Raw genomic sequence first — 25,289 nt, forward strand, 5'->3', positions numbered from 1 at the left:
GTTATTCGACTTTAGGACATTTCACTGTGAGTTTTGGAGCATACTAACAAAGAAGCAGTCATCCTGTTTCATATCTTGCTCGCTAATGGAGGGGTAAAAATGGGGAAATCGAATAAATCCAAACGCTTTTTCAAGCAAGGATCAGACAGTGTCGCAAGGCATGACTCTCGAATTCCGTATCATACCACTTATGCTGAAGCTGAGGCAAGGCGAAAGGCCGATGTGCAGGATTCTTCTTTAGGGGGTATATAGATGGGAAATCGCCTCTTTCAGGAAGCGAAAAAGGCTGTTGAACTGGCACACAGTTCCAGCGGGAATAACCGCCAGGGTGCTGTCAATCGTGCAGAAAATGCCCTTTCTTCCGCCTTTGCGAATTCGACACTAGCCGAAAAGCAGCAGCTTCATCAATATCAGGACGAGCTTGATCACATTAAAGGGCATTAAATGAAAGCTGGCACATATTTTGTGCCAGCTTTTGTTTTCCTTCTAATAAAATTTTTCAAGTATCAATGGATAGCTGTTAATCAAATCACCATCACTGTTTCGTTCATAAAGGTGTAAAATAAGTGTTCCATTTTTAGGAAGTGCATCCGGAGGAAGGTGAATTTCAATCTTAAACGGTTTCCAAGCTTCAGGTGCTTTTTCAACCTCGCCCTTTGTTTCTTTTAAAAGTTGATTATGCCCATCTTCAACACTGTAGTAAAAGTATCCATCTTTTGGGCTGGCCAGCCCCTTGATCGTGTATGTGCCCTGTTGCCCACTCACTTCTATGTGTTTGAAAGCGGGATTTTCTTTAGGAAGGTACATCGTTTTCACATCTGTTAATGGCTCCAGTTTTTTACCATTAACCATCTTTGCTTTTAATAATGCCGATACTTTGTACTCGCCTTCATGAAGTCTAACCCCGGAATGATGTAGATCCCAATGCTCTGTCCAGTTTACTGATTTTCCCGGCAAAATCGTTACATCCCTTAAGGCTTGGGCAAAAGCCTTGCCCGCTGAATAGCGATACACTTCCACGCCTCGATTGTCATGGACTGTGATTTCGTAGGACTGTGAAGTCGGGAACGTGAAGGTCAAAGGAGTGTCTCCTGTATTGGTAAGCACGAGGTCAAAAGCGGCTTCCTCCGGCCCTGCGACCGGGTCAATGAAAAAATGCATCGTTTCCCCCTCCTTTTCCGTCTGTTCCCTCTCATAGGCAAATGCTGGTGCTGCAATTAAAAGGAGCAGAAAAAGGGCAAGCATAAATTTACGCATGATCCACCTCGACTTTGTTATTAAAAATGTACTTGTTGTCCTGACTATTCCCTTCTGAAAAAACCAAAGATTCCAGTTGTTTCAACAATGTTTGTAAATGCTTGGGGGTCGACGTCCCTGATGATCCTTTCTAGATCAAACAATTCGTAGCGTGTAATGACAATGAACATCATATCCTTTTCCTCATTCGTGAAGGCACCCTTTGCTGGAACAGTCGTGATTCCTCTCACCAGCCGGCTGTGGATGGCACTTTTAAGTTCCCCTGCTTTTTTAGTCACGATCATTGCAGTCAATTTCTCGTGCCTCGTATGGATGGCATCGATCACTCTGGTTGATACATAAAGGGTAACGAGCGTATATAAAGCTTTCTCCCACCCATATAAAAAACCCGCTGATATAATAATTATGCTATTTAAAGTAAAGAAATATGTACCAACAGGCCGATCCTGCATCCTGGACAGGATCATGGCAACGATATCCATTCCTCCTGTGGAAGCTCCCCACTTCAACGTTATGCCAACTCCTACAGCTGCAATGACACCTCCAAAAACAGCATTGAGCAGGATATCTTTTGAAACATGGACAATCGGGATTACCTCAAGAAAAAACGACATCAGAAGAACCGATAAAAAACTGTAAATCGTAAAAGATTTCCCAACCCGTTTCCAGGCCAGAATTGTTACTGGAACATTTAAAATAAATAGCAGTATTCCTGTTGAAAGCTGAAAGGGTGCAAACTCCCCTAGGATACTTGAAATGAGCTGAGCTGCTCCTGTAAATCCGCTCGCATAAACATTAGCGGGAATTAAAAACAAGTTCATCGCAATGCCGTTGAGCAGGGCACCTACCAGCACAACGACAAATTTCTTTGTATGTAACCAGGCCATCTCCATCCTCCTTGCTGTTTTTGGTTGTTTACCCTATTTTGCCTAATATCAGCACTTCTAATTGTATTTTTAAAATTTAACCGCTAAACTAAAAATATATAGGTAGAAAGAGGTGAATTTTTATGGGAGTAAAAATTCTGGCTGATAGTGCGTGCGATTTGCCTTTACCATTCTATGAACAGAATCAGGTTGCCCTTATCCCTTTAAAAGTATATATAGATGGCCATGAGTATCAGGATTTACAAACAATCCAGCCTGCAGAAGTTTATGAAAGCATCCGTTCCGGGGATTTCCCAAAAACGTCACAGGCTTCCCCAGCTCTTTTTAAAGAACTCTTTACAAATCTGGCCATTAATGGTGAGCAAGGAATATACATAGCATTCTCATCAGAGCTGTCCGGAACTTACCAGACGGCTGTCATGATTATGGAACAAGTAAAAGAAGAGCATCCAAATCTTGACTTGACCATTATCGATACAAAATGTGCCTCATTAGGCCAGGGTCTTATCGTCATGGAAGCAGCAAGGCTTGCAAATGAAGGAGCAGCAAAAGAAGAAATTCTTGAGGATGTCCTGTTTAGGTGCCAGCATATGGAGCATCTGTTTACCGTCGATGATCTTGACTATCTGGCAAAAGGCGGGCGCGTCTCCAAGGCATCAGCGTTCCTGGGAGGACTTCTCAACATCAAGCCGCTGCTTCATGTGGAAGAAGGCAAGCTGGTTCCCATTGAAAAAATCCGCGGGAGAAAGAAACTTCTGCGCCGGATCATTGAAACAATCAAAGAACGGGGCGAACATCTCGAATCCCAGGTAATCGCCATCAGCCATGCGGACGATGAGGAAGCGGCCAATGAAATAAAAGAAATGATCAACCAGGAATTTGGCCCTAAAGAAGTTTATATCAATGCCATTGGCGCGGCAATCGGTGCCCACACAGGCCCAGCAACAATTGCCATATTCTTCTTAAATAAAATCAGGTCTTAACAACAAAAGGGTGTTCCCATGCGGGACAACCTTTTTCTATTGCGGTACGTGCGGGAAACACCATCCATTTTTGGGGACAAGGGCTACAGGGCCTGGCCTGCAACAAAGACATTGCAGGAAGTATTTTTATCTTTCATACTCGTCTTTTTTTTACGAATCTGGTTTTTAAAGTCAGTCTGGGTTTTCTTGTCTTGGTAGATTTCTCGTGATTTAGGATCTGAGAACGCTGACTACTCTTTCTAAGTAGCTTTCTAGGAGGTTCAGCTAAGGCAGGACTCTCCTAGCATCCCCTCCACGGTGGGTTTTCCTGTGTAGAGGCATTCAAAACCCATCTAGCTTCCCTCACCCGGCGGATTTCCTGCGCTGCGGGCATGTAGACCTCTTCTAGCTTCCCCCCATCGGCCGTTTTGCCTGTTTGGGGCATGTAGAACCCTTCTAGCTTCCCTTCCCCGGCGGTTTTGCCTGTGCAGGGGCACATAGAACCTTTCTAGCTTCCCTCACCCGGCGGTTATGCCTATGCGGGGGCACATAGAACCCTTCTAGCTTCCCTTCCCCGGCGGTTTTGCCTGTGCAGGGGCACATAGAACCTTTCTAGCTTCCCTCACCCGGCGGTTTCCCCTGCGCTGGGGGCACATAGAACCTTTCTACCTTCCCTCACCCGGCGGTTTTCCCTGTGCGGGGGCACGTAGACCTCTTCTAGCTTCCCTTCCCCGGCGGTTTTGCCTATGCGGGGGCACATAGAACCCTTCTAGCTTCCCGGCGGTTTTGCCTGTGCAGGGGCACATAGAACCTTTCTAGCTTCCCTCACCCGGCGGTTATGCCTATGCGGGGGCACATAGAACCCTTCTAGCTTCCCTTCCCCGGCGGTTTTGCCTGTGCAGGGGCACATAGAACCTTTCTAGCTTCCCTCACCCGGCGGTTTTCCCTACGCTGGGGGCACATAGAACCTTTCTACCTTCCCTCACCCGGCGGTTTTCCCTACGCTGGGGGCACATAGAACCTTTCTACCTTCCCTCACCCGGCGGTTTTCCCTGTGCGGGGGCACGTAGAATCCTTTCAACCTCTCCTCACCCGGCGGTTTTCCCTGTGCGGGGGCACGTAGAATCCTTTCTACATTCCTTCACCTGACTGTTTTTCCTCGGCATGGGGCTCAAAACATTCTCTACCATTTCTCCGCCAGCGTTTGCTGGTCATTCCCTTACCTCATACCCGCTTTTCTCACGAAGAAAATCACACTTGCTCCTCTTGTGTGACCTCCACACACTTTTTCACCGAAGTAGGTCACGCTTCCTCTCCTTGCGTTACCTCTCACACGCTTTTTCACCGAAGTAGGTCACGTATCCTCTCCTTGCGTTACCTCCCACACACTTTTTCACCGAAGTAGGTCACGTATCCTCTCCTTGCGTTACCTCCCACACGCTTTTCCATTGAAGTAGGTCACGTATCCTCTCCTTGCGTTACCTCCCACACGCTTTTCCATTGAAGTAGGTCACGTATCCTCTCCTTGCGTTACCTCCCACACGCTTTTAAAAGAAGGTCAAGCATTCTCTCCTTCTGTTACCTCTCATCCGCTTCTATGTGAACAAGCTTCTCCTCTTGGATTGATTGCCAGTCTCCCTTACTCGCTGCCCCGCTCCCTGGCCATCCGTGCAAATCCGCCCACCAAGAATACTTCCCCTTAATGGTTGGCATCCTAATTGATAGATGATTGGAAAGGAGCTAAATGCAATGTCACATACATCTGACAATGATAAAAAAGCCCAGGACCATAATGCCATGCAGCATGAAAAGAACATGCTTGCTGAAAAGAACCGCAAAGCAGGCAAGAACCAATATTCAAAGAAGACAGATCACCTTTAGAAAAAGCGGCCGTGACGGCCGCTTTTTAATGTACATTAGTTGTTTTCCTTTTTATATGTCCATCCTTTGTCCTGGTAGACCTTTCCTTCTTTCATTAAGCGTCCCAGCGCTCGTTTAAAAGAACTTTTGCTGAGGCCAAATCGATCCATGATGTCTTCAGCCATACTTTTATCGCTATATGGCATGGCCCCGTTCCTTGATTCAAGATACTCCATGATTTTCTCGGAATCTGTATCAAGCGCTTCCTGTTTCCTTGGCAGGAGGGAGATATTGACGGTGCCATCCTCCTTGACATCGATAATTCTTCCTTCGACTTTTTCACCGACTCTCGGTTCAGTCCTTCGCTGCGACTCGTGGATAAATCCTTTATACCCCTCAGCTGTGAGCATCCAGCTTCCAACCCTTGCTGTCCGATAAATATGGCCATGGACGTTTTTATTAAAATCTTTCGTTGTCGCAGGAACGGAAATTTCCTGAATCACCTGATCGCTGGCGAGACGCGCATAAATCAGGTTGTTTCTGTTTACTCTCAAGGTGATATACACCAAGTCCCCTTTACTCGGCCAGACCGATTCAAATACCGGTAAATCATCCTTGCCAAGCAGAATATCTTTTTTGATGCCGATATCGAGGAAAACACCTGTGCCCGGGTTTACATTAACGACAGGGACCCAGCTGTATTCGCCAACGGTAACCGCCGGAGTGGTTGTTGTGGCGGACAGCCTCCCCCTGGAATCCACGTAAAGGAAGACAGACACCTCGTCCCCTTCCTCAAACTCCCGGTCTGTATCATTTTTGTGGAGCAGGACATCCTCTTCTCCATCGGTTAAGAAATAGCCAAAATCCGAAATGCGGGCAACCTTTAATGTAGCCATACGGCCTGTATATTCATTTAAAGACATGATAAATCCTCCTGATTGCTAGTTTAAAGCGTAGAATCTGCGAAAAGTTGTCGGAACTGCTATATTTTACTATAATGAAGCCATATTTAAAAATGATTTCGGAGGTTGAGTATGTCAAAAGAGAGCTCATTTGATATTGTATCCAAAGTTGATTTTTCAGAAGTCACAAATGCAATAAATATTGCGATGAAAGAAATCAGCACCCGTTATGATTTTAAGGGAAGCAAAAGTGATATTTCCCTGGACAAGGAAGAACTGGTTTTAGTCTCGGATGATGAATTCAAGCTTGAACAGCTGAAAGATGTCCTCCTCGGCAAACTGATCAAGCGCGGTGTTCCCATCAAAAACCTTGACTATGCAAAAATCGAGGGTGCTTCAGGCGGCACCGTCCGGCAGCGTGCCAAGCTGGTATCCGGCATTGATAAAGAAAATGCCAAAAAAATTAACACGATTGTTAAAAACAGCGGACTTAAAGTCAAGAGCCAGGTACAGGATGACCAGGTCCGTGTAACAGGCAAAAACCGCGATGACCTTCAAAAAATCATTGCAGCTGTTAAAGAGGCAGATCTGACTGTGGATGTCCAGTTTGTCAATTACCGATGAAATAAAATAATTAAAAGCTGCGGACAGGAAATACCTGTCCGTTTTTCTTTTCACTCTTCTACTTCATAATTTTTCCATGTTTTTTCTATCTTGATAGAAGGAATTTAACAGTATGACTAAGTTAAGAGGAGTGAGCTGTTAATGACAAACGAAAACAAACAAGGCTTCCCGGCACAGCATCAGGATCACCAGCCAGGTACGGAAACAGAAATGCATCCAGAGCCAGTATCGGTTTCCCCCAATTACAAGGGCTCCGGAAAACTTGAAAATAAAGTTGCACTAATTACCGGAGGAGACAGCGGGATTGGTAAATCTGTGGCTGTTTATTTTGCAAAGGAAGGCGCAGATGTGGCCATCGTTTACCTGGAGGAAAGCGAAGACGCTCAGGATACTCGCCAGTTAATCGAAGCCGAGGGAAGAAAATGCCTCCTGATTGCGGGCGATATTGGGAAGGAATCCTTTTGCAGGGAAAGTGTTGAACAAACACTCGCTGAGTTCGGAAAAATCGATATCCTTGTGAATAATGCAGCCGAGCAGCATCCACAGAATAGCCTTCTTGATATTTCAGCAGAACAGCTGGAGAAAACGTTCCGTACGAACATTTTCTCTATGTTCTATATCACAAAAGCGGTACTTCCTCACTTGCAAAAAGGAAGTTCCATTATTAATACCTCATCGATTACAGCTTATAAAGGAAATGAGACTCTGATTGATTACTCTTCTACTAAAGGAGCCATCGTTTCATTCACGCGTTCTTTGGCCATGTCTCTTGCATCCCAGGGAATCCGGGTAAACAACGTGGCGCCGGGACCTATCTGGACTCCATTGATCCCGTCCACCTTTGACGCGGAAAAAGTGGCCAAGTTCGGCACGAATGCGCCAATGGGACGGGCTGGCCAGCCTTATGAGCTAGCCGGTGCCTATGTATACCTTGCGAGCGAGGATTCCTCGTATGTCAGCGGGCAAACCATTCATGTTAATGGCGGTACCATTGTAAATGGCTAAAATGCAATAATAAAAAGGCAGCAAACCATAAGGTCACGGTGTGCTGCCTTTTTTTGCTTTTGGTTCACTGCAGGAAAGTCTCTCGACGATTTCATAAGGAATGATGATTCTTTTTGCAGGTTCGTTCGGGTTTTCTATTTTTTGAATCAGGCTCTTGGCCGCTTCAAATCCGAGATTAAAAATATTGATGTCTACGGAGGTTAACGGCGGCTTAGCCATCTCTGCGATCATGACATTATTAAAGCTCACAATGGAAAGATCCTCAGGGACGGAGATTCCCACCTCATCAAGTGCATTCAGTACACCCAGTGCCATTAAATCATCCGCCACAACCAGGGCGGTTGGCATGGCCCCTGAAGAAAGCAGGATCTGAACCGCTTCACGGCCGCCCTCCCTCAGGAATTGATTATGGATGATGTATTCACTTGTCAGCGGAATCCCAGCCTCTTCTAAAGCCTTTTCATATCCAAGCAGGCGGTCAACGGTAACGACCAGATTAAGGTCCCCGCCGATAAAGCCAATCTTCTCATGCCCCAGGGAGATGAGATAATTGGTTACTTCTCTTGCAGCCTTAAAGTTGTCGTTATCCACATGCGTAATTGATTCCGTATCCTTAAATGGCTTCCCGATCACCACAAAGGGAAAATCCTGTTCATGAAGGTAGGACAGCACTTTGTCTTCTACTTTAGAGGATAACAGAATCATGCCATCTACCCTTCCCCCCTGAATCATGGATACGACACCTTCATAAATCTCATGATCGGTTTTGCCTGTCGTCATATGTAGGACATACTGTTTAGCTTGTGCACCTTCACTTAATCCCCCCAGAACGATAGGAAAAAAAGGATTTTGAAAAACGATATCCGTCGAACTCGGCATGATTAGTCCGATAGCCTGTGTAGACTGGCTTGCAAGGCTTCTGGCAATAAAGTTTGGGTGATAGCCTAACTGGTGCATGACCTCCCTGACTTTTTCCTTCGTTTTTTCGCTGATTCTCGGGCTGTTTGCAATGACACGAGAAACGGTCGAAGGTGCCACATTGGCTATTTTAGCTACATCTTTAATGGTTACTGCCATTCCTTCCCCTCCCTATGCCAGAAATATCCTTGTATTTTCCTTTGTCCCCTAAATTTGTCTCTCAACATTTGCGTATCAACAAATAAAGCAAAGGCGTTCCCCATTCAGTGTGGAATGAGCCACTACATCATGACCTCTTTCTCTTTGCCCTTCTCCATACAAGGAAGATGAAGATGAAGAAAGCAGCATATACAGCACCCATGACAGTTAAGTAAGGGATATTTAAGCCCGAACGATCAGCCAGGCTATAAATTTCTGCTTCCTCCCGGTCAAGTACGAGCTTATATTTTCCGTCTGTGCTGCGAACCAGGTCGCCTGACAGCATCCCGCGCATTTCCTTGTCCTTCTCAAGTTCTTCTTCCGTCAAGGTAACATCCTGTGATTTCGAAGTATTATTAATTGCAATGATGGAAACTTCATCCTTATATGTTCTTTTATAGACTGCCATTCCATCCTTCTCATGCAGCAAGTCAAACGATCCTCTGGTGAGAGAGGGATGCTGATTCCTTAGTTCACCCAGTTGAGTGATATAATCAATCAATTCTTTGTCGGTCATAAAATTCATCTGGCGCCGGTTGTCAGGCTCTTCTCCCCCGTCAAGAGCAATTTCGCTTCCATAATAGACAACAGGGATTCCCGGCACAGTATATAGATAGGTTAAGGCCAAGCGCCATCTTGCGCCTGGATGCTGATTATTCTGAACTGCATCTCTCGTGAATCGGACGGTATTATGGTTGTCCATAAAATTGGCCATCAAAAAGGGAGCTTCGTATACTTCTCCATTTCCCTCGGCAGCTGCCAATAAAGCCTCCAATGGCTGGTCAGGCTTTGCGAAAGCGGTTCTTAAATCTTCATTCAAAGGATAATCGAGAAGACCGTCAAACCCTGCCTTATCATATTGGACAATTTCTCTTGGATCTTTTGAACCCACTTCCCCCAATAGATAAAAATCACTTTTAGCGCCCTTTATTTTTTGGGTAAATTCACTCCAGAAATCAACAGGTACATTCTGGACATCATCCAGGTGGTATCCGTCTATATCGGTTTCAGTGATCCACCACTGAGCCGCATCAATCAGATACTTCCGCACTTCAGGGTTGTCCTGATTCAAATCAGGAAGGCCTTGAAGCCAGCTGTCTTCACGTTCTTGCTGATCATCTCCATCTTCCGCCTGTTTTGGGTGGAACCAATCAGCTTTTGAGGAATCTTTCAGCCAAGGGTGTTCAGGGCCGACATGGTTGACAACAAAATCCAGGATCACCTTTATATCCCGTTTATGAGCTTCCTTGACTAATTGCTTAAAAGTTTCCATACTGCCGAAATGCTCATCGGTTTTATAAAAGTCGCTGACCCAGTATCCATGGTAGCCGTCCTCCGCATTATCGAACACCGGCGACAGCCAAATGGCCGTAAATCCCATATCTTTAATATAATCCAACTGTTTGATGACCCCTTCAAAATCTCCGCCATGATAGGTTTTTGGGTCTTTCGTGTCTATATTAAGATCGTTTGAATTGTCCCCATTATTAAACCGGTCCACCATTAGGAAGTAAATTGTTTCATCCTGCCATTTTCGTTCTTCTTTTTCAACAGCTCCTACAGGGAGGGCGTAAAAAAGAAGAAACGGAATTGTGATGAAAGCAAGCCATGCTCTTTTCATTCCGCTCCTCCTCCAAAAACTCAGGGCAAAGGAACCAGCCTTTGCCTGATATTATCTGCCCTATTAGATTATCCCTTTGTACCGCCAGCCGTCAAACCAGATACAAAGTATTTTTGAAATGATAAAAAAAGAATCGATATAGGAATGGCAATCAGCACAGCTCCGGCTGCAAAGTTTGTAAATTCAGCCCCAAACTGTTTGGCAACCATTTCATACAGCCCAACAGCAAGTGTATAATTCTTCTCTGTCCTTAAAAGGATGCTGGCAATGATGAAATCTGCAAATGGAGCAATAAAGGAAAACAGGGCAACGACTGCGATAATAGGTGATGAGAGCGGCATCACAATCTGCAGGAATATCCTGAAATGTCCCGCCCCGTCGATTTTAGCGGATTCGTCCAGCTCTCTTGGAATTGTGTCAAGATATCCTTTCATCAGCCAGGTATTGATTGGAATCTGGCCGCCAACATAGACAAGGATCAGTCCAAGATGTGAGTCAAGAAGCCCAGTAAGAAAGGCCAGGACAAAAATGGCGATCAATGCTGCATAGTTGGGAACCATTTGCAAAACTAGAAATGTCATCAAACTTTTTCTGCGGCCGGCAAATCTGTAACGTGAAAACGAATAACCTGTCAGGCTGACCAGTATGACTGTAAATACCATGGTCAGAATGCTGACTTTCAAAGAATTCCAGTACCAATATAAATAATTGCTTCTTCCGGGGTCAAATAATTCCCGGTAATGGGCCAGGGTGGCATTTTTAGGAATGATGCTCGAGCCTGACAAACTCTGTCCAGGATTGAAGGAAGACCCGATAATCCATGCGAGCGGATACAGAATGACAGCAAACATGATAAAAATCACAAGATACGTGATGGTCAGCCTGAGATATTTCTCCTTTTTTATACTCATATCACATCATATCCTCTTCCTGGAATGATTTAGTTCTCTTAAACTGCCATAGCGCTGCCAAAATGACAAAGACCGATAATAGCATCGTGATGGCCGCAGCCTTGGAGTATTGGGCTGATGTCATGGTGAGCCGGTATATCCATGAAATCAGGATGTCCGTTCCGCCTGCATTTGCCCCGGGGACGGCAGGACCCCCGCCATTGAACAAGTAGATGATATTGAAGTTATTAAAATTAAATGTAAACTGCGTGATCAATATTGGTGCTGTGGCAAACAGGACAAGCGGCAGGGTAATTTTCTTGAATTTCTGGTAGTAAGTCGCCCCATCGACTGTTGCCGCCTCATACAGTTCATCTGGTATGGATTGCAGGACTCCGGTTGTCATCGCAAAGATAAACGGAAAACCCAGCCATGTCTGAATCAGGATGATGGCGATCTTGGTGTACACAGCCTTTGTCATCCACGGAACAGGGTCAATCCCGATCAGGGAAAGAATATCCCGGTTTACTGCCCCAAAGGATTCGTTGAACATCCCTGCAAAAACAAGGATGGACACAAAGGCAGGCACTGCCCATGGGAGGATAAAAACGGTCCTGATCATTGCCTTTCCCTTTACTTCCTTCTGATTTACGAGAATAGCGAGAAAAATTCCCAGTGCAATCTGAAAGGTGGTTGCCGTAAATGTCCAGACAATTGTCCATGCGAACACAGAGAAAAAGGTCTGCCTCCAGATATCAATGCTAAAAATGTCCACAAAGTTTTTGAAGCCCGCCCAGTCAACGAGTTTTGCAGGCGGGGAATGGTAGAGGTCATAGTTTGTAAAAGCCAGTAGAATAACAAAAATGATCGGAAGGATGACAACGAAAACAAGCAGCAGGAAGCCAGGTGACATAATTAAATAGGGAAATCCGCTATTAACAAGGTTTTGATATTGTTCTTTTAATTTTGCCGGCCTCTCTCCCCTATCCCTCTTCAAGCCATTTTGATAAGCGTCTCTTAGATTAAAAAGGTAGAATGCCAGGCCAAAAATTAAAACAATAACGGCCACTATTCCATATACAAGGAGAAAGATTGAGTGGTCGCGGGGAGTTTTTTCACCCAGTGTGAAGAGGCCCCATAATCCAATATTGAGCATATCAGCAAATACATAGATAAAAGAAGCTGCCAATATGAAAAAGAATGTCCCTTTTGCATATTGTTTATGGTACAACTGACCCAGCCCCGGGATGATTGAAAGAGCGAATGCCGTTCTCCGATGATTTGTTTTATAGGGTGATTCAGCCATCGTATCCTCCCCTTTTTTTATTTATGCCATCATTTTTCATGTCTTTATATTAAAGATCGGATTAAAAATCAGCTGGCAGCACCCAAGGAGGCACTGCCAGCTCGTTATTACTTGGAATGGTTAGCTTCGATATTTTGCTGAATCTGCTTGACCGCGGAGTCCAACGCACTTTTAGGCTCTGCTTTCCCTGTTACGACTGTTTGGAGTGCATCAGCCATAGGCTTCCAAACCTCGCTCATTTCAGGAATGTTTGGCATTGGGACTGCATCCTGAGACTGCAGGGCAACTGCCTTTGCTCCTTCGTCTTCAGAGATTGCAGGGTCGGCAACCAACGCTGTATTGGTCGGAACCTCTTTTGTTTGTTCAAAGCGATATTTAGCATTTTCGTCGTTTGTTATATACTCGATAAATTTAGTCGCCCACTCCTGATTTTTAGAGAAGGCGGAAACATGCCAGCCCTTAACTCCCATGAACGTTTTCATCGGTGTTCCGTCTGCAAACTTTGGCAGCGGGGCAGCACCGTAGTCGATACCTGCTTCTCCAATTGGTCCAAATGCCCATGGTCCATTCATGACCGACGCTGCTTTTCCTTCATTAAATAATCCATCCATGGCTGACCCGCCGCTTTCACCAACAATTCCATTAGGAAATAATTTTTCAAGGTACCATTTCTGAATGTACTGCGTCCCTTTAACAGCGCCTTCATTATTCAGCCCAAGATTAGCTGGGTCAAGCACCCCATTGTCATCATTGAAGACAAAACCGCCATTTCCTCCAATTACCGCATGGGCGAAATAAAAATTATCCCATAGAGCAAGAAAACCATATTGATCGCCGGATGTATTCGCTTTTGCAAAGTCATAGAGCTCTTCCATTGTCTTCGGAACTTCCTTCATAAGCGCTTTATTGTAGATAAAAACCGGTGTCTCAGCAGATTTTGGCAGACCGTATAATTTTCCATCATAGGTTTGGGCAGCGAGAGAAGATTCCGAGAATCGATGTTTCGTTTCTTCACTTACATCCAATTCAGCTACTATTCCTTCCACTGCAACCTGGCCAATCTGGTCATGCGGAAGCGTCACGATATCTGGCCCGGTTCCTGCAGGACCATCGAGGCGCAGCTGATCCCGCATCTTGGTTGCCATTTCGACTTCCTTAAATTCAATTTTAATGCCGTGTTCCTTTTCAAAGTCGGAAGCTACCTTTTCCAGCCAGCCTGACTTATCTTTATCTTCCCAGACAACTAATTTTTCAGGTTTAGCCTCTTCCCCTTTGCCGCCCGTTTCGGATGGCCCCGTTTCCTCTTCCTTCGGACCACAAGCCGCAAGAATACCAAGCATCAGAATCAGCATCAAAAAATTGAATAGTGCCTTTTTCATCTCTGCCCCTCCTAAAAATAATTTCTTTTCTGTATTGCGCAATAAGTTCCATATGGAACTTTATTGCGCAATCGCTTTCACTCTTGTTTAAACTATATTAATGCTGTGTCCCATTTATTAATTTATTTTGTCTGTATCATGACAAGGAGGACAAAATCATGACAGCAGTTTTGCTTTTGTGGCTTAAAAGTGTTTAATAACAGGCACAAACGGTTAATATGATTAGACTAAACAGATAGGTAATTTTTATATGAGATTAATAGTAAAGGGGTATTGATCGATGTTTAAAGAAGCTATTTACCATCGGCCTAAAGATAACTATGCATACGCTTGCGCAGAAGATGAGCTTCATATCCGCATCAGGACCAAAAAGGATGATATAACGGAAGTAACCCTTATGGCTGGAGACCCTTATGAATGGGAGCATGATCAATGGATCACCACGATGGTCCAAATGAAAAAAACCGGTTCGGACCAGCTGTTTGATTATTGGCTTGCATCAATCAAGCCCCCATACAGACGGCTCCGATACGGGTTTATTTTAAGCGACGGAGTGGAATCGGTATGCTTTACTGAAAAAGGTTTTTACCCAGAACCGCCCCTGGATGACATCGCCTATTATTTTTGTTTCCCATATTTAAACGGTTCTGATGTGTTTAAGGCACCCAAATGGGTCAAAAATACTGTATGGTACCAAATTTTCCCTGAACGTTTCGCCAACGGCGATCAGTCAAACGACCCTGAGGGAACGCTGCCGTGGGGAAGCGAAGGTCCCACACCCGAAAACTTCTTCGGAGGGGATTTGGAGGGTGTAATCCAGAATATTGACTATTTAAAAACGATAGGGATAAACGGGATTTATTTCACTCCCATCTTCAAGGCTCATTCTAATCATAAATACGACACAATTGATTATATGGAGATTGACCCCCAGTTCGGTAACGAAGAGACACTGAAACAGCTTGTGCAAACTTGCCATGAAAATGGCATTAAGGTAATGCTTGATGCCGTCTTTAACCATAGCGGATTTTATTTTCCCCAGTTTCAGGATGTTCTTGCGAATGGGGAAAATTCCCCCTATAAGGACTGGTTCCATGCAAGAGAATTCCCTCTTAAAACCGAACCTGCGCCAAACTATGATGCTTTCGGTTTTGTACCGGAAATGCCAAAGCTGAATACGGAAAATCCAGAGGTAAAAGAATACCTTCTTGAGGTAGGACGGTACTGGGTCAGGGAATTCGATATTGATGGATGGAGGCTTGATGTCGCCAATGAGGTCAGTCACGCATTTTGGCAGGAGTTCCGCAGAGAAGTAAAGGCGATCAAGCCTGATTTATACATCCTCGGGGAGATTTGGCATGATTCCATGCCCTGGCTTCGTGGAGACCAGTTTGATGCCGTAATGAACTACCCTTTTACGACCAATATTCTTAATATGTTTTCCAAGGGGACAGTTGGGCCAACTGAATTCATGGAGAATATGACCACCGTTATTCACATGTATCCTCGAAATGTAAATCAGGGGGCCTTCAACCTGATTGGCAGCCATGATACTCCAAGAATCCTTACGGAATGCGGCGGAGACATAAATAAAGTGAAGCAGATCTTCGCAATCCTCCTGACCTTTTATGGAACACCATGCATTTACTATGGAGATGAAATCGGGATGGACGGAGGCATGGACCCAGGCTGCCGGGAATGTATGAGATGGGAAACAGACCAGCAGAACCGTGACCTGTTCGAGCATGTCCAAAAGCTGATCCAGCTCCGAAAAGAAAATGAGGTACTTGCGAATGGCGGTGATTTACAATTCCTGTATGGTGCATGTGAAGGGGATGCCTGTTTCGCCTATTCCAGATCAAACGGCGAAAAAACAGCGATTGTCATTGTCAATAACAGCCAGGACCCCACCGAATATGAATTGCCATTTGAACTGAAAAGAAAGACGATTAAAAATCTCTGGACAGGTGAAAAATTCACTGCCGAAGCTGAAAAGCTGGTGGCAACCGTAGAAGGAAACGGGTTTGCCATTCTTGAATTCGAGAAGGCCCCTATCGATGAAAACACTCCGTAATCAACGGGGTGTTAGCTTGTAGACATAGTTTGTATTTTTATAATTAGATTCTTGTATTAGCAAAGGTTAAAGCATGTTATCAAACGACTGGATAGTAATCGAAACAATAAATATTGTACGGATAACGGACCGCCAAGTGTTGACTCGGTTGTTCTAATCAAAAAGGTCTTTGTCTAATACCTTTTTGGTATTAGACAAGACGATCGCTAGTATTGAAGCGATTTAACACAACCTATAATAAAAAGAAAAAGTTTTACGAGCTCAGCTTGGGAAGAAAGGTACTATATTTTCTTCCCAAGCTTTTTTATTTTTACTTTTTTAATGAACGTATTTTCATTTTTTAAAATAGAAAACAAAGATTGCTACCATTAACCTAGCTTTGCTTGGTGTAAACAAGGTGAATTATTAAAGTAAAAAATAAAGGCTGTCGAGATTTTCTCGACAGCTGAGCTTAAATAAGAAGGTTTTTCTTTTTTATTTTTTATCCGTTTGTTGGTGTGTCATCAATATCCTGACTAAGACCGCAAATACAACGGCAGTCTATCACAAGTCTTTGGTCCCTAGTAGGTGGAGGACCCCCGCCGGTTTGAAACCATATAAATTCCGCACAGCATGTTTCTGGGAAAAATTCGACAAATTCGAAGTCAGTACCTCGGAATTGATCGTCAGGATTGAATGCAAGGAACTGGTTATCTCCTTCAGGAAGGATTTTGAACATTTCACCTGGAATTGCATCTTCCAAAATGCTGCAAGCACACCCCTCACAATTAACCGGAGTTGGTGGAACTGGTGGTTTTGGTTTATGATCATGACAATGATCATGACAATCATGATGACGACCGAAAAGGAGACCTTCAAGCAAACCTCTATGTTTCCGGTCGCAGCTATCAAGAATCAAATCTCTAAGCCAACCGCTTTTATCATCGTGATGAGGCTTTTTATGGTCATGGTGTTTATGATCATGGTGTTTATGATCATGGTGTTTTTTACCACATGAACATTTTTTACTCATATTTTTTTCACCTCCTTGATTGCATATTATGTAATTAAGGAGGAAGCGACAGGGTATTTGTACCCCGCAGTACAAAATAGGCTTAATTTCTTTATTTTTTCTACAAGGTAAAATCACCAGGCTTTAACACAGTTTATTACGATATTTTATGAATATAATATAGAAATATTGCCAGGAGGGGATCCGGTGGGAGTCAAAAAATTAGGCTTGGAGGATTTGACGGAAAGACAGAAAGAATCCTACATTTTAACTGTTGACGATGCTCTAAAGATGTTAATAGAAGCCGGTGTCTCAGAAGCAAAAGACACACAAGTCATCAGTCGCTGGTGCCGTGAAGGAGTCTATTTGGACGCCATTTTGATTGAAAGAGGAAGGGCGGAAGAGCGGGGTTGGCGAATCAATGAAGGATCTCTTCGTTTGTTTATACACTATAAACAAATGACGTTTGATGAATATCGCATAATGTTTGTGAAGGCATGGCTTTACGATCAAGTAAAAAATGCTTAAAAGCCCGATCATTGCAGTCTTACTTCTTAGAGTCAAATAGACAACGATAGATCAAAAAACCAGACAACCCCTACTCCAAATCAAGGTATGGCCTGGGGGTTGTCGACAGTATGATACCCCGTAATCTACGGGGTATTTTTTTAATCCACGATATTCACGTTATAGTCCCTGAACCAAATATGAATCTGTGCGATGTGGGCCAGAAGCTGAGGACCGGTCATTAACTGCCCAAACCATGGGCTCTTAAAGCTGGCGCCGTCACTTTCAATCATGGAGATAAGCTGATTTCTGTCGAAGAACTCATACAGGGCGCTATTGGGATCTTCAAGGAAATCAGAAAGCAATCCTTTGACAGCCTTTGTATAGGATGGGTGATGAGTTTTCGGATAAGGGCTTTTCTTCCTGTATAGGACCTCTTCAGGCAGGAGCCCCTCCAAAGCCTTGCGGAGGATTCCCTTCTCCCTGTTGCCATGCATCTTCATCTCCCAAGGAATATTCCAGGCGTACTCTACAAGCCGATGGTCCGCAAATGGCACCCGCACCTCCAGGCTTGCCCCCATGCTCATCCGATCTTTTCGGTCCAGCAGGGTTGTCATGAACCATACCATATTTAGATAAAACAGCTCACGCCTTTTTGCTTCAACCTCATTCTCGCCATCTAAGCGGGGAACCTCTTCAATCGTTTCTGAATACTTAGCCATCATGTAATCCTTAAGCTGCAGCTTTTTCTGCCAATGGTCCCTTAAAAGACCCTGCCTCGCTTCAATCGACCTCATCCACGGGAAGCCTTTCCTGTTAAAGTCCTCTTCCCGGTGGAACCATGGGTAGCCGCCAAAAATTTCATCGGCACACTCGCCAGACAAGCTTACCGTAAAATCCTTTTTAATTTCACTGCAGAACCACAGTAAGGATGAATCGATATCAGCCATGCCCGGCAAATCCCGGCAATGGACTGCCTCGGCCAGCTGGTCGGCCAGCTGCTGCTGGGAGATAATGCTGCTGTGGTGAACAGTCCCGAATGTATCGGACATTTTCTTAATCCAGGCACCGTCTGAATTAGGCTGAAATTCATTCTGCTTAAAGTAGGCATCATTCCCTTCATAATCAATTGAGTACGTATGGAGGCTTCCCTTTCCTTCTGCCGCAAACTGATTTGCAGCTATGGCAGTGATTGCACTGGAATCCAGCCCTCCTGATAAAAATGTACAAAGAGGAACGTCGGATACAAGCTGGCGTTTGACTGCATCCGAAAAGAGCATCCGGACTTTTTCGGCGGTCTCCTCAAGATTGTCTTCATGCTTTTCACTTTTTACATTCCAATATCTCCAGATTTTCAGGCCGTTCCTGGAAAAGGAAAGAGCATGACCAGGCCTGAGCTCGCGTATCCCTTTAAAGATCCCATGGCCGGGCGAACGGGAAGGCCCAAGCCCAAATAATTCACATAAACCATCCCTGCTGATTTCAGACTTCATACCGGGGTGGGCAAGTATGGCTTTTTGTTCAGAGGCAAAGAGGATCCCCGCAGGTGCTTCGGCAAAAAATAATGGTTTTACGCCCAGGCGGTCCCTTCCAATAAACAATGTTTCTTCAGTTTCATCCCACACTGCAAACGCAAATATCCCGTTTAAATATTCCAGGCAATTTTCTTTCCATTCCATATACGCTGTCAGCAAAACTTCTGTATCAGAATGACCCTTAAAGGAATATCCTTTTATAGAAAGCGTTTTTCGTAAATCCTCTGTATTGTACAGTTCACCGTTATAGCAAATCGCATAGCGGTGATTTCCTTTGATCCTGCACATAGGCTGCTTCCCGCCTTCAGGATCGACAACCACCAAGCGTTTATGACCTAGGGCGGCATGTGTCTGAAGATATACGTTTGTATCATCAGGTCCTCTGTTGGACAAAGTTTCCGCCATCTTTACAATGCTTTTTTGTTCCTGTTTCAGATTTTTATTAAAATCAATCCAGCCAGTTATTCCACACATTCAGCATCCATCCCTTCTTTCGCGGAACCTTTAGTTTTGGGCTATGGTTAATCTTATGCAAGAAGAAACTATATGGTTAAAATACTTCGATAATCTTTCACAATGGTTATAAATTCCTAAAAATGTGTCTAGAAAGGATGGTGAATAGCTAAATTCGGAGGACAATGATGAATCAACAGCAAAGATTGAAACTGATAGAAAGCCAGCTGCGTTCCTATGATACCGGCACAGTCGAGCACATTAACGAGCAATGGATATTTTTTGACGAGGAAACCGAAGAAGCTGCTCTCCTTGAGCAATTTAGCAATCAGGAAATTGAGATTCTGCGAAAAAATTCGTGGAAACGAGGTGACCTTCTTGACGGAGGATCCGTAAAATGCGGCAAAGAGGTTTTTCAGCTGGAAGATGGCGAGATGATAAGGGTCAGGAAACAATTAGTATATTCGCTTGAACGGCTGCTGGCAGAATTAAAGGATGAAGCCTTCCTGTACTTTATCAATACATTGAATTCCCTTCATTTTTCAATACATGACTGTATTTATTGCTATAACCACCTGACCTTCCTTGATCCAGGTCAGGGAGCTGCAGGGGTCAATTTCCTCATTTTTGATAATGAAGAATCCATTTGCAGCATCCAGCACCATTTTAATTATGGAGATATGCAAAACGACCGGTTTGAGTTTACCTTAAGCAGCGGAAAACGCACCGTAATTGAAAAAATCTCCTGAGTGGAGCAAAACCCCCGCATAACCAGACCATGCGGGGGTTTTTATCACCTTTCATCCTTTTTTGAGCGGCAAGTACCTGGTCAATTGGCCTTCTGAGGCTCCTTTTTCGTAATCGCTAGATTGAAGCGGTTTTTGAATAAAAAACCCTTGTGCATACTGGCAGCTCATTTCCCGTAAAAGCTCTGCCTGTTCCTGTGTTTCCACACCTTCCGCGACAACCTCCACTTCGAGTCCCCGGCCCATTGAGATGATTGCCCTGACAATTGAAAAACCGTTCGAATCAGTTTGGAGATTGCTGATAAAGGATTTATCTATTTTTAATGAATTAATGGGCAGGCTCCTCAAATAGCTTAACGATGAATAACCTGTTCCAAAGTCGTCGATTGATACCTTTACGCCAAGCTTTTGCAGTTCTTTCATGGTCAGTATGCTGTGATCAATGTTTTGGAGCATTGTACTTTCTGTGAGCTCCAGGGTAAGGTACTCCGGTTCCAGGCTGGCCTGTTTCAGTGCATCTATAACCACTTGCAGAAAACCGGGCTCCCGGAATTGTCTTGCCGACACATTGACAGACACGCCAAGGCTTCCGAACCCTTTTCGCTGCCAGTCTTTTGTCTGCAGGCAAGCCGACTGGATTACCCATGCCCCAATCTCTTCAATTACTCCTATTTCCTCAGCAAGCGGGATGAATTCGAGCGGAGCTACAAGGCCAAGGTGCGGATGATTCCAGCGCAGCAGTGCTTCATTCCCTGTAACTCGGCCAGTTTTTAGATCAACCAGGGGCTGGTAGCACAAAAAAAGCTCCTTTTTCTGCAGGGCTGTGCGCAAATGGTTTTCAATCTCAAACCGAAGCAGCACTTTCCCTTTCATGTCAGGACTGTAATAAGTCACCTGGTTCCCGCCTTGCTGTTTTGACTCGTTCAAGGCGGTATCTGCGTTTTTTATTAAAGTCTGATCGTCCTGTCCGTCACAGGGATAGAAGCTTGCGCCAATACTGGCGGTAATGAATAGTTCCCGCCCCTGATATAAAAGCGGACTGGAAATCTCTGTGAGAATTTGTTGTGCAATTTTGCCGATATTGTCGGTGCTAGGTTTAGATGTTAATAATAGTGTGAATTTATCACCTGCAAATCTTGCTAAAAATGATCCTGCAGGTACCTTTTTCTTCATTCTTTCAGCAATTTGCTTTAGAATGGCGTCTCCTGCCCTGTGGCCAAGACTATCATTGATATTTTTGAATCGATCCATATCAAACATGAGCAAAGCAAGCTTATTCCCATGGGGATTCACTTTATTTAACATTTCATCAAGATATTGAGAAAATTTTAACCCATTGGGAAGGCCAGTCTCCAAATCATAATAGGCAAGCTTAAAAATTTTTTCATCCAGCAAGGTAAAAGAAAGGAAAATCTCTTCTTCGACCTTTCTTTCAATTTTCGATCCTGACGGAATGCATCCCAGAATGGTTGCGGCAGAAAATTTACGTTTCAGCACTTCCCGAAGTTCTAGCTGTCTGCCTTCATTTTCAGAAAAAATCTGGACAAGAAGGTTTGGAACATCCTCAAGAAAGGATTCTTTGATAAAATGGTCCAGCTGATGGTCGTCGTGATATAGGCAGCAAAAGGTTTTAGCCATAATACTCTCCAGTTTTCAGTATTTCTCCAATATCCCTGAGTTAAAGGTAACACACTTTTATGGCCAAAATTTTGACAAAAAAACAAAAGCTGCCTGGCGGCAGCTTTTGTTTTTTACCCTTTAAATAAATAGGTGCCAAGCGGCAGGGAAAAACCTAAATATAACACAAGCAGGATGGCGATGATAAATTGGATCCACAGCACCTTTGTACTTTCTCTTTTGGCTGTGCGGCCCAGGATCATCTCTAGCATGGCAATAACCCAAACACCCACTGCAGCCTTCAGGATATACATCATGCTGATATTGCTCAAGCTCAGGAGAAGACCTACGCCTGTTGCAATGATAAGTATGTACAGAACCCTTAAGATCATTTTCAGTACCTTGAATCCTTTTTCTTTCCCGCTCTTATGCAACCCTAACGCAACAAAAAATAAAACTAGTGCCAAAAACCACGCTGTCATATGGGCATGTACCATAAAACTGCCTCCTATTATGTAAAATTCCCCATTATCATACCATAGAGGGAAGTAAAATCCTAAAGATATGATAGAGGGAAATCTATTGCCGCGGGCTTTTTACCTAACAGGATTGCTCAATGTGCCAATCCCCTCTACAGTAATCTCTACCATGTCCCCACTAGCCAGAAAACTGGGCGGCTTCATGCCTTTGCCAACTCCTGCCGGTGTACCTGTGGCAATGACATCTCCGGGTTCAAGGGTCATTCCTTTTGAAAGCTCCTCAATAATTTTCGCGATAGGAAAAATGAGCTGCCTTGTATTAGAGGATTGTCTGATTTCACCATTCACCCTGGTCTCTATGTTCAGCTGATTGGGGTCGGCTATGGAAGAGGCATGAACAATCCATGGTCCCATCGGACAGGATCCATCCAGGCTTTTACCGATAAAATATTGTTTATGGCGAGACTGCAAATCACGTGCAGTTACGTCATTAATAATTGTATAGCCAAAAACATGGTCAAGGGCATCCTCCTGCTTGATCCCTTTCCCTTCTTTCCCGATAACGACAGCCAATTCTCCTTCATAGTCGAGTTCCTTTGTCACTTCGCTATGCAGCGGGATAGGCTGCTTTGGCCCAATAACTGAAGTCGAAGCCTTTGTAAAGATAATCACGTCTTCAGGTATATCCTCTTTGCTGCCAAGCTCCACTGCATGCTCGGCATAATTCTTGCCCACACAAAAGATATTTTTGGAAGGCCTGGGTATCGGCGCAAGGAGAGTCAACCCGGTTAAAGGAAGATATGCGCCTTCTTCCGCTCGATGTTCGCCTGCCCAAGCTGCAACTGCCTGTGCCTTCTCGATAAATTCCTCTCCCATTGCAATGCATTCTGCCATTGAAGCAGGAAGACTTGCGAAGCCCGTCATCTTTTCTTCCGTTCTCCCGAGTGGAAGAACTTGATCTTCTGCTTCATTCAACAGTCCTACGAATAAACCCTGTTCGTCCTGTGCACTGACAAACTTCATATCCCCATCTCCTTTCAGGCACTTATTTGTATAGATTAATAATGACAAAGTTTAATTCACAAACTTTCCTGTTATGCCCTTTGATGCCCAATATTTATTTCTCAAGTGAACCTTTTGAATCTTTCCCGAGGCGGTTTTGGGAAGCTCTTCCACAAAGCTCACTCCCGTTATGGCTTTGAAATGGGCAAGTTTCTCCCTGGAGAACTGAATAAGCTCGTCCTCTGTTACGCTCTTTCCGTCTCTCTTTACGACATAAGCATGAGGAGTTTCGCCCCATTTCTCATGCGGAACCGCAATAACGGCAGCTTCGAGGACCGCCGGATGGTCATATAAGACACCTTCGACTTCAATGGACGAGATATTTTCTCCTCCTGAAATAATGACATCCTTTTTCCGGTCGACAATTTCGATATTCCCAAACCTGTCAACGGTCGCCATATCCCCTGTATACAGCCAGCCGCCCTTGATAGCTTCCATTGTGGCCTCGTCATTTTTCCAATACCCTTTCATGACACCATTGCTTCTTGTTGCCACTTCACCAATCTCACTTCCGTCTCTTGCCACTTCTTCTCCTGCATCATTCAGGACTTTAACCTCACAGCCGATCATCGGGACACCCGCCTTAGCTTTCATCCGATATTGTTCGTCAAATTGGCAAATGCTTCAAATGTGATCTGACCACAGAAACCGTACTGAGGGGAGAGGATTCTGTCATTCCGTAAACCTGGATAAATTCCCACCCCAGCTCTTTTTCCACCCTTGTCACAAAGGCAGGCGGCGGTGCTGAACCGGCAATGATAACCCTTACATTCTGGCCAGGCACTGAAGCATATTTCTCGTAGTGCTGCAAAAGGGAGTTCAGTACAGTCGGAGCCATATGCATCACCGTTACACCATGCTTTTGAAGGGCGTCATGAATCATTTCCGGGGAAGACTTTCGCAAACAAATCTGAACCGAACCGTTTGCTGTATAATAAAATGGTGATCCCCAGCCATTTACATGAAACATGGGAAGGACATGGAGCAGGACATCCTCATCACTGACCCTCAAATGATGCATGGTACTTAGTGCGTGGACATAATTGTTCCGGTGGGTCAGCATCACTCCCTTTGGCTTGCCAGTGGTTCCGCTTGTATAAAGCAGGCTGCAGACATCCTGTTCCCCAAGAAGTTCTCTATCAAACGCCTCCGGTGAATGGCTGCCCAGCCATTGATCATAACCTGTTTCCCCGCAGCCTTCCTCTGAGTAATGCACAATGATTTTTTCTACGGATTCCAATTGATCTTTGATTGGCTGAATTAAGTGGTACAATTCCTGATCAACAAACAAAACTTTTGACTCGCTATGATTCAGGATGAAAAGATAGTCTTCAGACTTCAGGAGGATATTCAGGGGCACCATGATTGCACCCAGTTCAAAGACGCCGTAGAAGCCCTCAAGCATTTCAACGGAATTAGGTGCCAGGTAGGCGACACGGTCTCCTTTTCTGATTCCAAGCTTTTTAAGACCGGCCGCCAGACGTTTTACTCGTTCGTTCAGTTCTTTGTATGTAAACACCCTTTCCTCACAGATGATTGCCCTCTTTTCCCCATATAATGAAACTGCCCGATCCAAAAACTGAGTAAGTACCATAGGCATGTCCATTTCGTAACCCTCCATATAAAACGGAATTTTCTAATAATATGTTACCATTTGTAATTACACTTGGGATGTCGTTTTTTGTCTCCCCGCAGACTTTATTTCTTATAGGCATTTTAATCACATACTGCTTCCGCCTACATAGGATAATAAAGAAAATTTAAAAGGGTGTTGTTGTATGCCAGCAATTGTTGGAGCTGTTCAAGTCATCTCGATTGGAAGCAGCGGCGTTTTTAACATTGGAGATGTCTATAAGATCATGCCAGTTTCCACTGCTAAAACCTTTTCGGGGGCCGGTTCATTTAACACAGGAGATAGTATGCAGGTTTATAATAATCAAAGTTCCACCAATACCTTTGACCAGGACAGTGTTGACCAGGGAAATTACTTTAATGCTTAATGGCGGGTGAACGATT

23 protein-coding genes and 1 pseudogene are annotated in these 25,289 nt (G+C 44.4%); 11 read left to right on the forward strand and 13 right to left on the reverse strand.

What is annotated here, in order from left to right; all coding sequences use genetic code 11:
- Nucleotides 1–99 precede the first annotated feature (99 nt).
- A complete protein-coding gene (locus EV146_RS27380) occupies nt 100–252 on the forward strand; it encodes a hypothetical protein (protein WP_181215895.1) in 153 nt (50 codons plus the stop codon).
- A complete protein-coding gene (locus EV146_RS01155) occupies nt 253–444 on the forward strand; it encodes a DUF3813 domain-containing protein (RefSeq protein WP_132000947.1) in 192 nt (63 codons plus the stop codon).
- Nucleotides 445–486: 42 nt separating this feature from the next.
- Here the strand turns inward: EV146_RS01155 and EV146_RS01160 are convergent, their stop codons facing one another.
- Both EV146_RS01160 and EV146_RS01165 read right to left on the reverse strand, forming a co-directional pair.
- Entirely contained in the window at nt 487–1,257 is a 771-nt protein-coding gene (locus tag EV146_RS01160) for a BsuPI-related putative proteinase inhibitor (RefSeq protein ID WP_132000949.1), read from the reverse strand.
- Between the two features lie 44 nt (nt 1,258–1,301).
- A complete protein-coding gene (locus tag EV146_RS01165) occupies nt 1,302–2,144 on the reverse strand; it encodes a YitT family protein (protein ID WP_132000951.1) in 843 nt (280 codons plus the stop codon).
- Between the two features lie 122 nt (nt 2,145–2,266).
- Between EV146_RS01165 and EV146_RS01170 the strand changes: the two genes are divergently transcribed.
- Both EV146_RS01170 and EV146_RS01175 read left to right on the forward strand, forming a co-directional pair.
- Nucleotides 2,267–3,127 (forward strand): DegV family protein, encoded by an 861-nt coding sequence (locus EV146_RS01170; protein ID WP_132000953.1) that lies wholly within the window; start codon nt 2,267–2,269, stop codon nt 3,125–3,127.
- A gap of 1,728 nt (nt 3,128–4,855) precedes the next feature.
- Nucleotides 4,856–4,987 (forward strand): DUF3941 domain-containing protein, encoded by a 132-nt coding sequence (locus tag EV146_RS01175; RefSeq protein WP_132000955.1) that lies wholly within the window; start codon nt 4,856–4,858, stop codon nt 4,985–4,987.
- 35 nt (nt 4,988–5,022) lie between these two features.
- On the opposite strand, the gene EV146_RS01180 is transcribed toward EV146_RS01175, so the two are convergent.
- Nucleotides 5,023–5,889: a CvfB family protein gene (locus EV146_RS01180; RefSeq protein WP_132000957.1), complete on the reverse strand. Its 867-nt coding sequence runs from the start codon at nt 5,887–5,889 to the stop codon at nt 5,023–5,025.
- A gap of 111 nt (nt 5,890–6,000) precedes the next feature.
- On the opposite strand from EV146_RS01180, the gene EV146_RS01185 reads away from it, so the two are divergent.
- Together EV146_RS01185 and EV146_RS01190 are read left to right on the forward strand one after the other, a co-directional pair.
- On the forward strand, nt 6,001–6,492 hold the full coding sequence (locus EV146_RS01185; RefSeq protein ID WP_132000959.1) for a YajQ family cyclic di-GMP-binding protein: 492 nt from the start codon (nt 6,001–6,003) through the stop codon (nt 6,490–6,492).
- A gap of 141 nt (nt 6,493–6,633) precedes the next feature.
- Nucleotides 6,634–7,497, forward strand: coding sequence for an SDR family oxidoreductase (locus EV146_RS01190; RefSeq protein ID WP_121609629.1), 864 nt, complete (start codon nt 6,634–6,636; stop codon nt 7,495–7,497).
- 33 nt (nt 7,498–7,530) lie between these two features.
- Here the strand turns inward: EV146_RS01190 and EV146_RS01195 are convergent, their stop codons facing one another.
- The 5 genes from EV146_RS01195 to EV146_RS01215 form a co-directional block, all read right to left on the reverse strand.
- Nucleotides 7,531–8,574: a LacI family DNA-binding transcriptional regulator gene (locus tag EV146_RS01195; protein ID WP_132000961.1), complete on the reverse strand. Its 1,044-nt coding sequence runs from the start codon at nt 8,572–8,574 to the stop codon at nt 7,531–7,533.
- 127 nt (nt 8,575–8,701) lie between these two features.
- Nucleotides 8,702–10,234: an alpha-amylase family glycosyl hydrolase gene (locus tag EV146_RS01200; protein WP_132000963.1), complete on the reverse strand. Its 1,533-nt coding sequence runs from the start codon at nt 10,232–10,234 to the stop codon at nt 8,702–8,704.
- 68 nt (nt 10,235–10,302) lie between these two features.
- Nucleotides 10,303–11,145 carry a sugar ABC transporter permease gene (locus EV146_RS01205; protein WP_132000965.1) on the reverse strand — a complete coding sequence of 281 codons (843 nt, stop codon included), beginning with the start codon at nt 11,143–11,145 and terminating at the stop codon, nt 10,303–10,305.
- A 1-nt stretch (nt 11,146) separates the two neighbouring features.
- Nucleotides 11,147–12,430 carry a carbohydrate ABC transporter permease gene (locus tag EV146_RS01210; protein WP_132000967.1) on the reverse strand — a complete coding sequence of 428 codons (1,284 nt, stop codon included), beginning with the start codon at nt 12,428–12,430 and terminating at the stop codon, nt 11,147–11,149.
- Between the two features lie 107 nt (nt 12,431–12,537).
- Nucleotides 12,538–13,809 (reverse strand): extracellular solute-binding protein, encoded by a 1,272-nt coding sequence (locus EV146_RS01215; RefSeq protein ID WP_132000969.1) that lies wholly within the window; start codon nt 13,807–13,809, stop codon nt 12,538–12,540.
- A 280-nt stretch (nt 13,810–14,089) separates the two neighbouring features.
- On the opposite strand from EV146_RS01215, the gene EV146_RS01220 reads away from it, so the two are divergent.
- From EV146_RS01220 to EV146_RS01230, 3 genes are all read left to right on the forward strand, one after another.
- Entirely contained in the window at nt 14,090–15,883 is a 1,794-nt protein-coding gene (locus EV146_RS01220) for an alpha-glycosidase (RefSeq protein ID WP_132000971.1), read from the forward strand.
- Nucleotides 15,884–16,469: 586 nt separating this feature from the next.
- Nucleotides 16,470–16,880, forward strand: coding sequence for a hypothetical protein (locus EV146_RS01225; RefSeq protein ID WP_132000973.1), 411 nt, complete (start codon nt 16,470–16,472; stop codon nt 16,878–16,880).
- Between the two features lie 201 nt (nt 16,881–17,081).
- Nucleotides 17,082–17,402, forward strand: coding sequence for a hypothetical protein (locus tag EV146_RS01230; protein WP_132000975.1), 321 nt, complete (start codon nt 17,082–17,084; stop codon nt 17,400–17,402).
- Nucleotides 17,403–17,542: 140 nt separating this feature from the next.
- On the opposite strand, the gene asnB is transcribed toward EV146_RS01230, so the two are convergent.
- The gene (asnB, locus tag EV146_RS01235; RefSeq protein WP_132000977.1) at nt 17,543–19,390 is read right to left on the reverse strand and encodes an asparagine synthase (glutamine-hydrolyzing); all 1,848 of its coding nucleotides are present in this window, start codon (nt 19,388–19,390) and stop codon (nt 17,543–17,545) included.
- Nucleotides 19,391–19,554: 164 nt separating this feature from the next.
- Between asnB and EV146_RS01240 the strand changes: the two genes are divergently transcribed.
- Nucleotides 19,555–20,118: a DUF2777 family protein gene (locus EV146_RS01240; RefSeq protein ID WP_306822094.1), complete on the forward strand. Its 564-nt coding sequence runs from the start codon at nt 19,555–19,557 to the stop codon at nt 20,116–20,118.
- Nucleotides 20,119–20,169: 51 nt separating this feature from the next.
- On the opposite strand, the gene EV146_RS01245 is transcribed toward EV146_RS01240, so the two are convergent.
- From EV146_RS01245 to EV146_RS01260, 4 genes and pseudogenes are all read right to left on the reverse strand, one after another.
- Nucleotides 20,170–21,753 (reverse strand): putative bifunctional diguanylate cyclase/phosphodiesterase, encoded by a 1,584-nt coding sequence (locus tag EV146_RS01245; RefSeq protein ID WP_132000979.1) that lies wholly within the window; start codon nt 21,751–21,753, stop codon nt 20,170–20,172.
- Between the two features lie 113 nt (nt 21,754–21,866).
- A complete protein-coding gene (locus EV146_RS01250; protein ID WP_132000981.1) occupies nt 21,867–22,229 on the reverse strand; it encodes a YisL family protein in 363 nt (120 codons plus the stop codon).
- A 99-nt stretch (nt 22,230–22,328) separates the two neighbouring features.
- Entirely contained in the window at nt 22,329–23,234 is a 906-nt protein-coding gene (locus EV146_RS01255; RefSeq protein ID WP_132000983.1) for a fumarylacetoacetate hydrolase family protein, read from the reverse strand.
- 51 nt (nt 23,235–23,285) lie between these two features.
- Nucleotides 23,286–24,879 (reverse strand): annotated as a pseudogene (locus EV146_RS01260) (long-chain-fatty-acid--CoA ligase).
- A 172-nt stretch (nt 24,880–25,051) separates the two neighbouring features.
- Here EV146_RS01260 and EV146_RS01265 point away from each other — a divergent pair.
- Complete coding sequence (locus EV146_RS01265; RefSeq protein ID WP_132000985.1) at nt 25,052–25,273, forward strand: spore germination protein; 222 nt, start codon at nt 25,052–25,054, stop codon at nt 25,271–25,273.
- Nucleotides 25,274–25,289 lie beyond the last annotated feature (16 nt).

Origin of the sequence: Mesobacillus foraminis (assembly GCF_004340465.1) — a bacterium.
Taxonomy (GTDB): domain Bacteria; phylum Bacillota; class Bacilli; order Bacillales; family Cytobacillaceae; genus Mesobacillus_B; species Mesobacillus_B foraminis.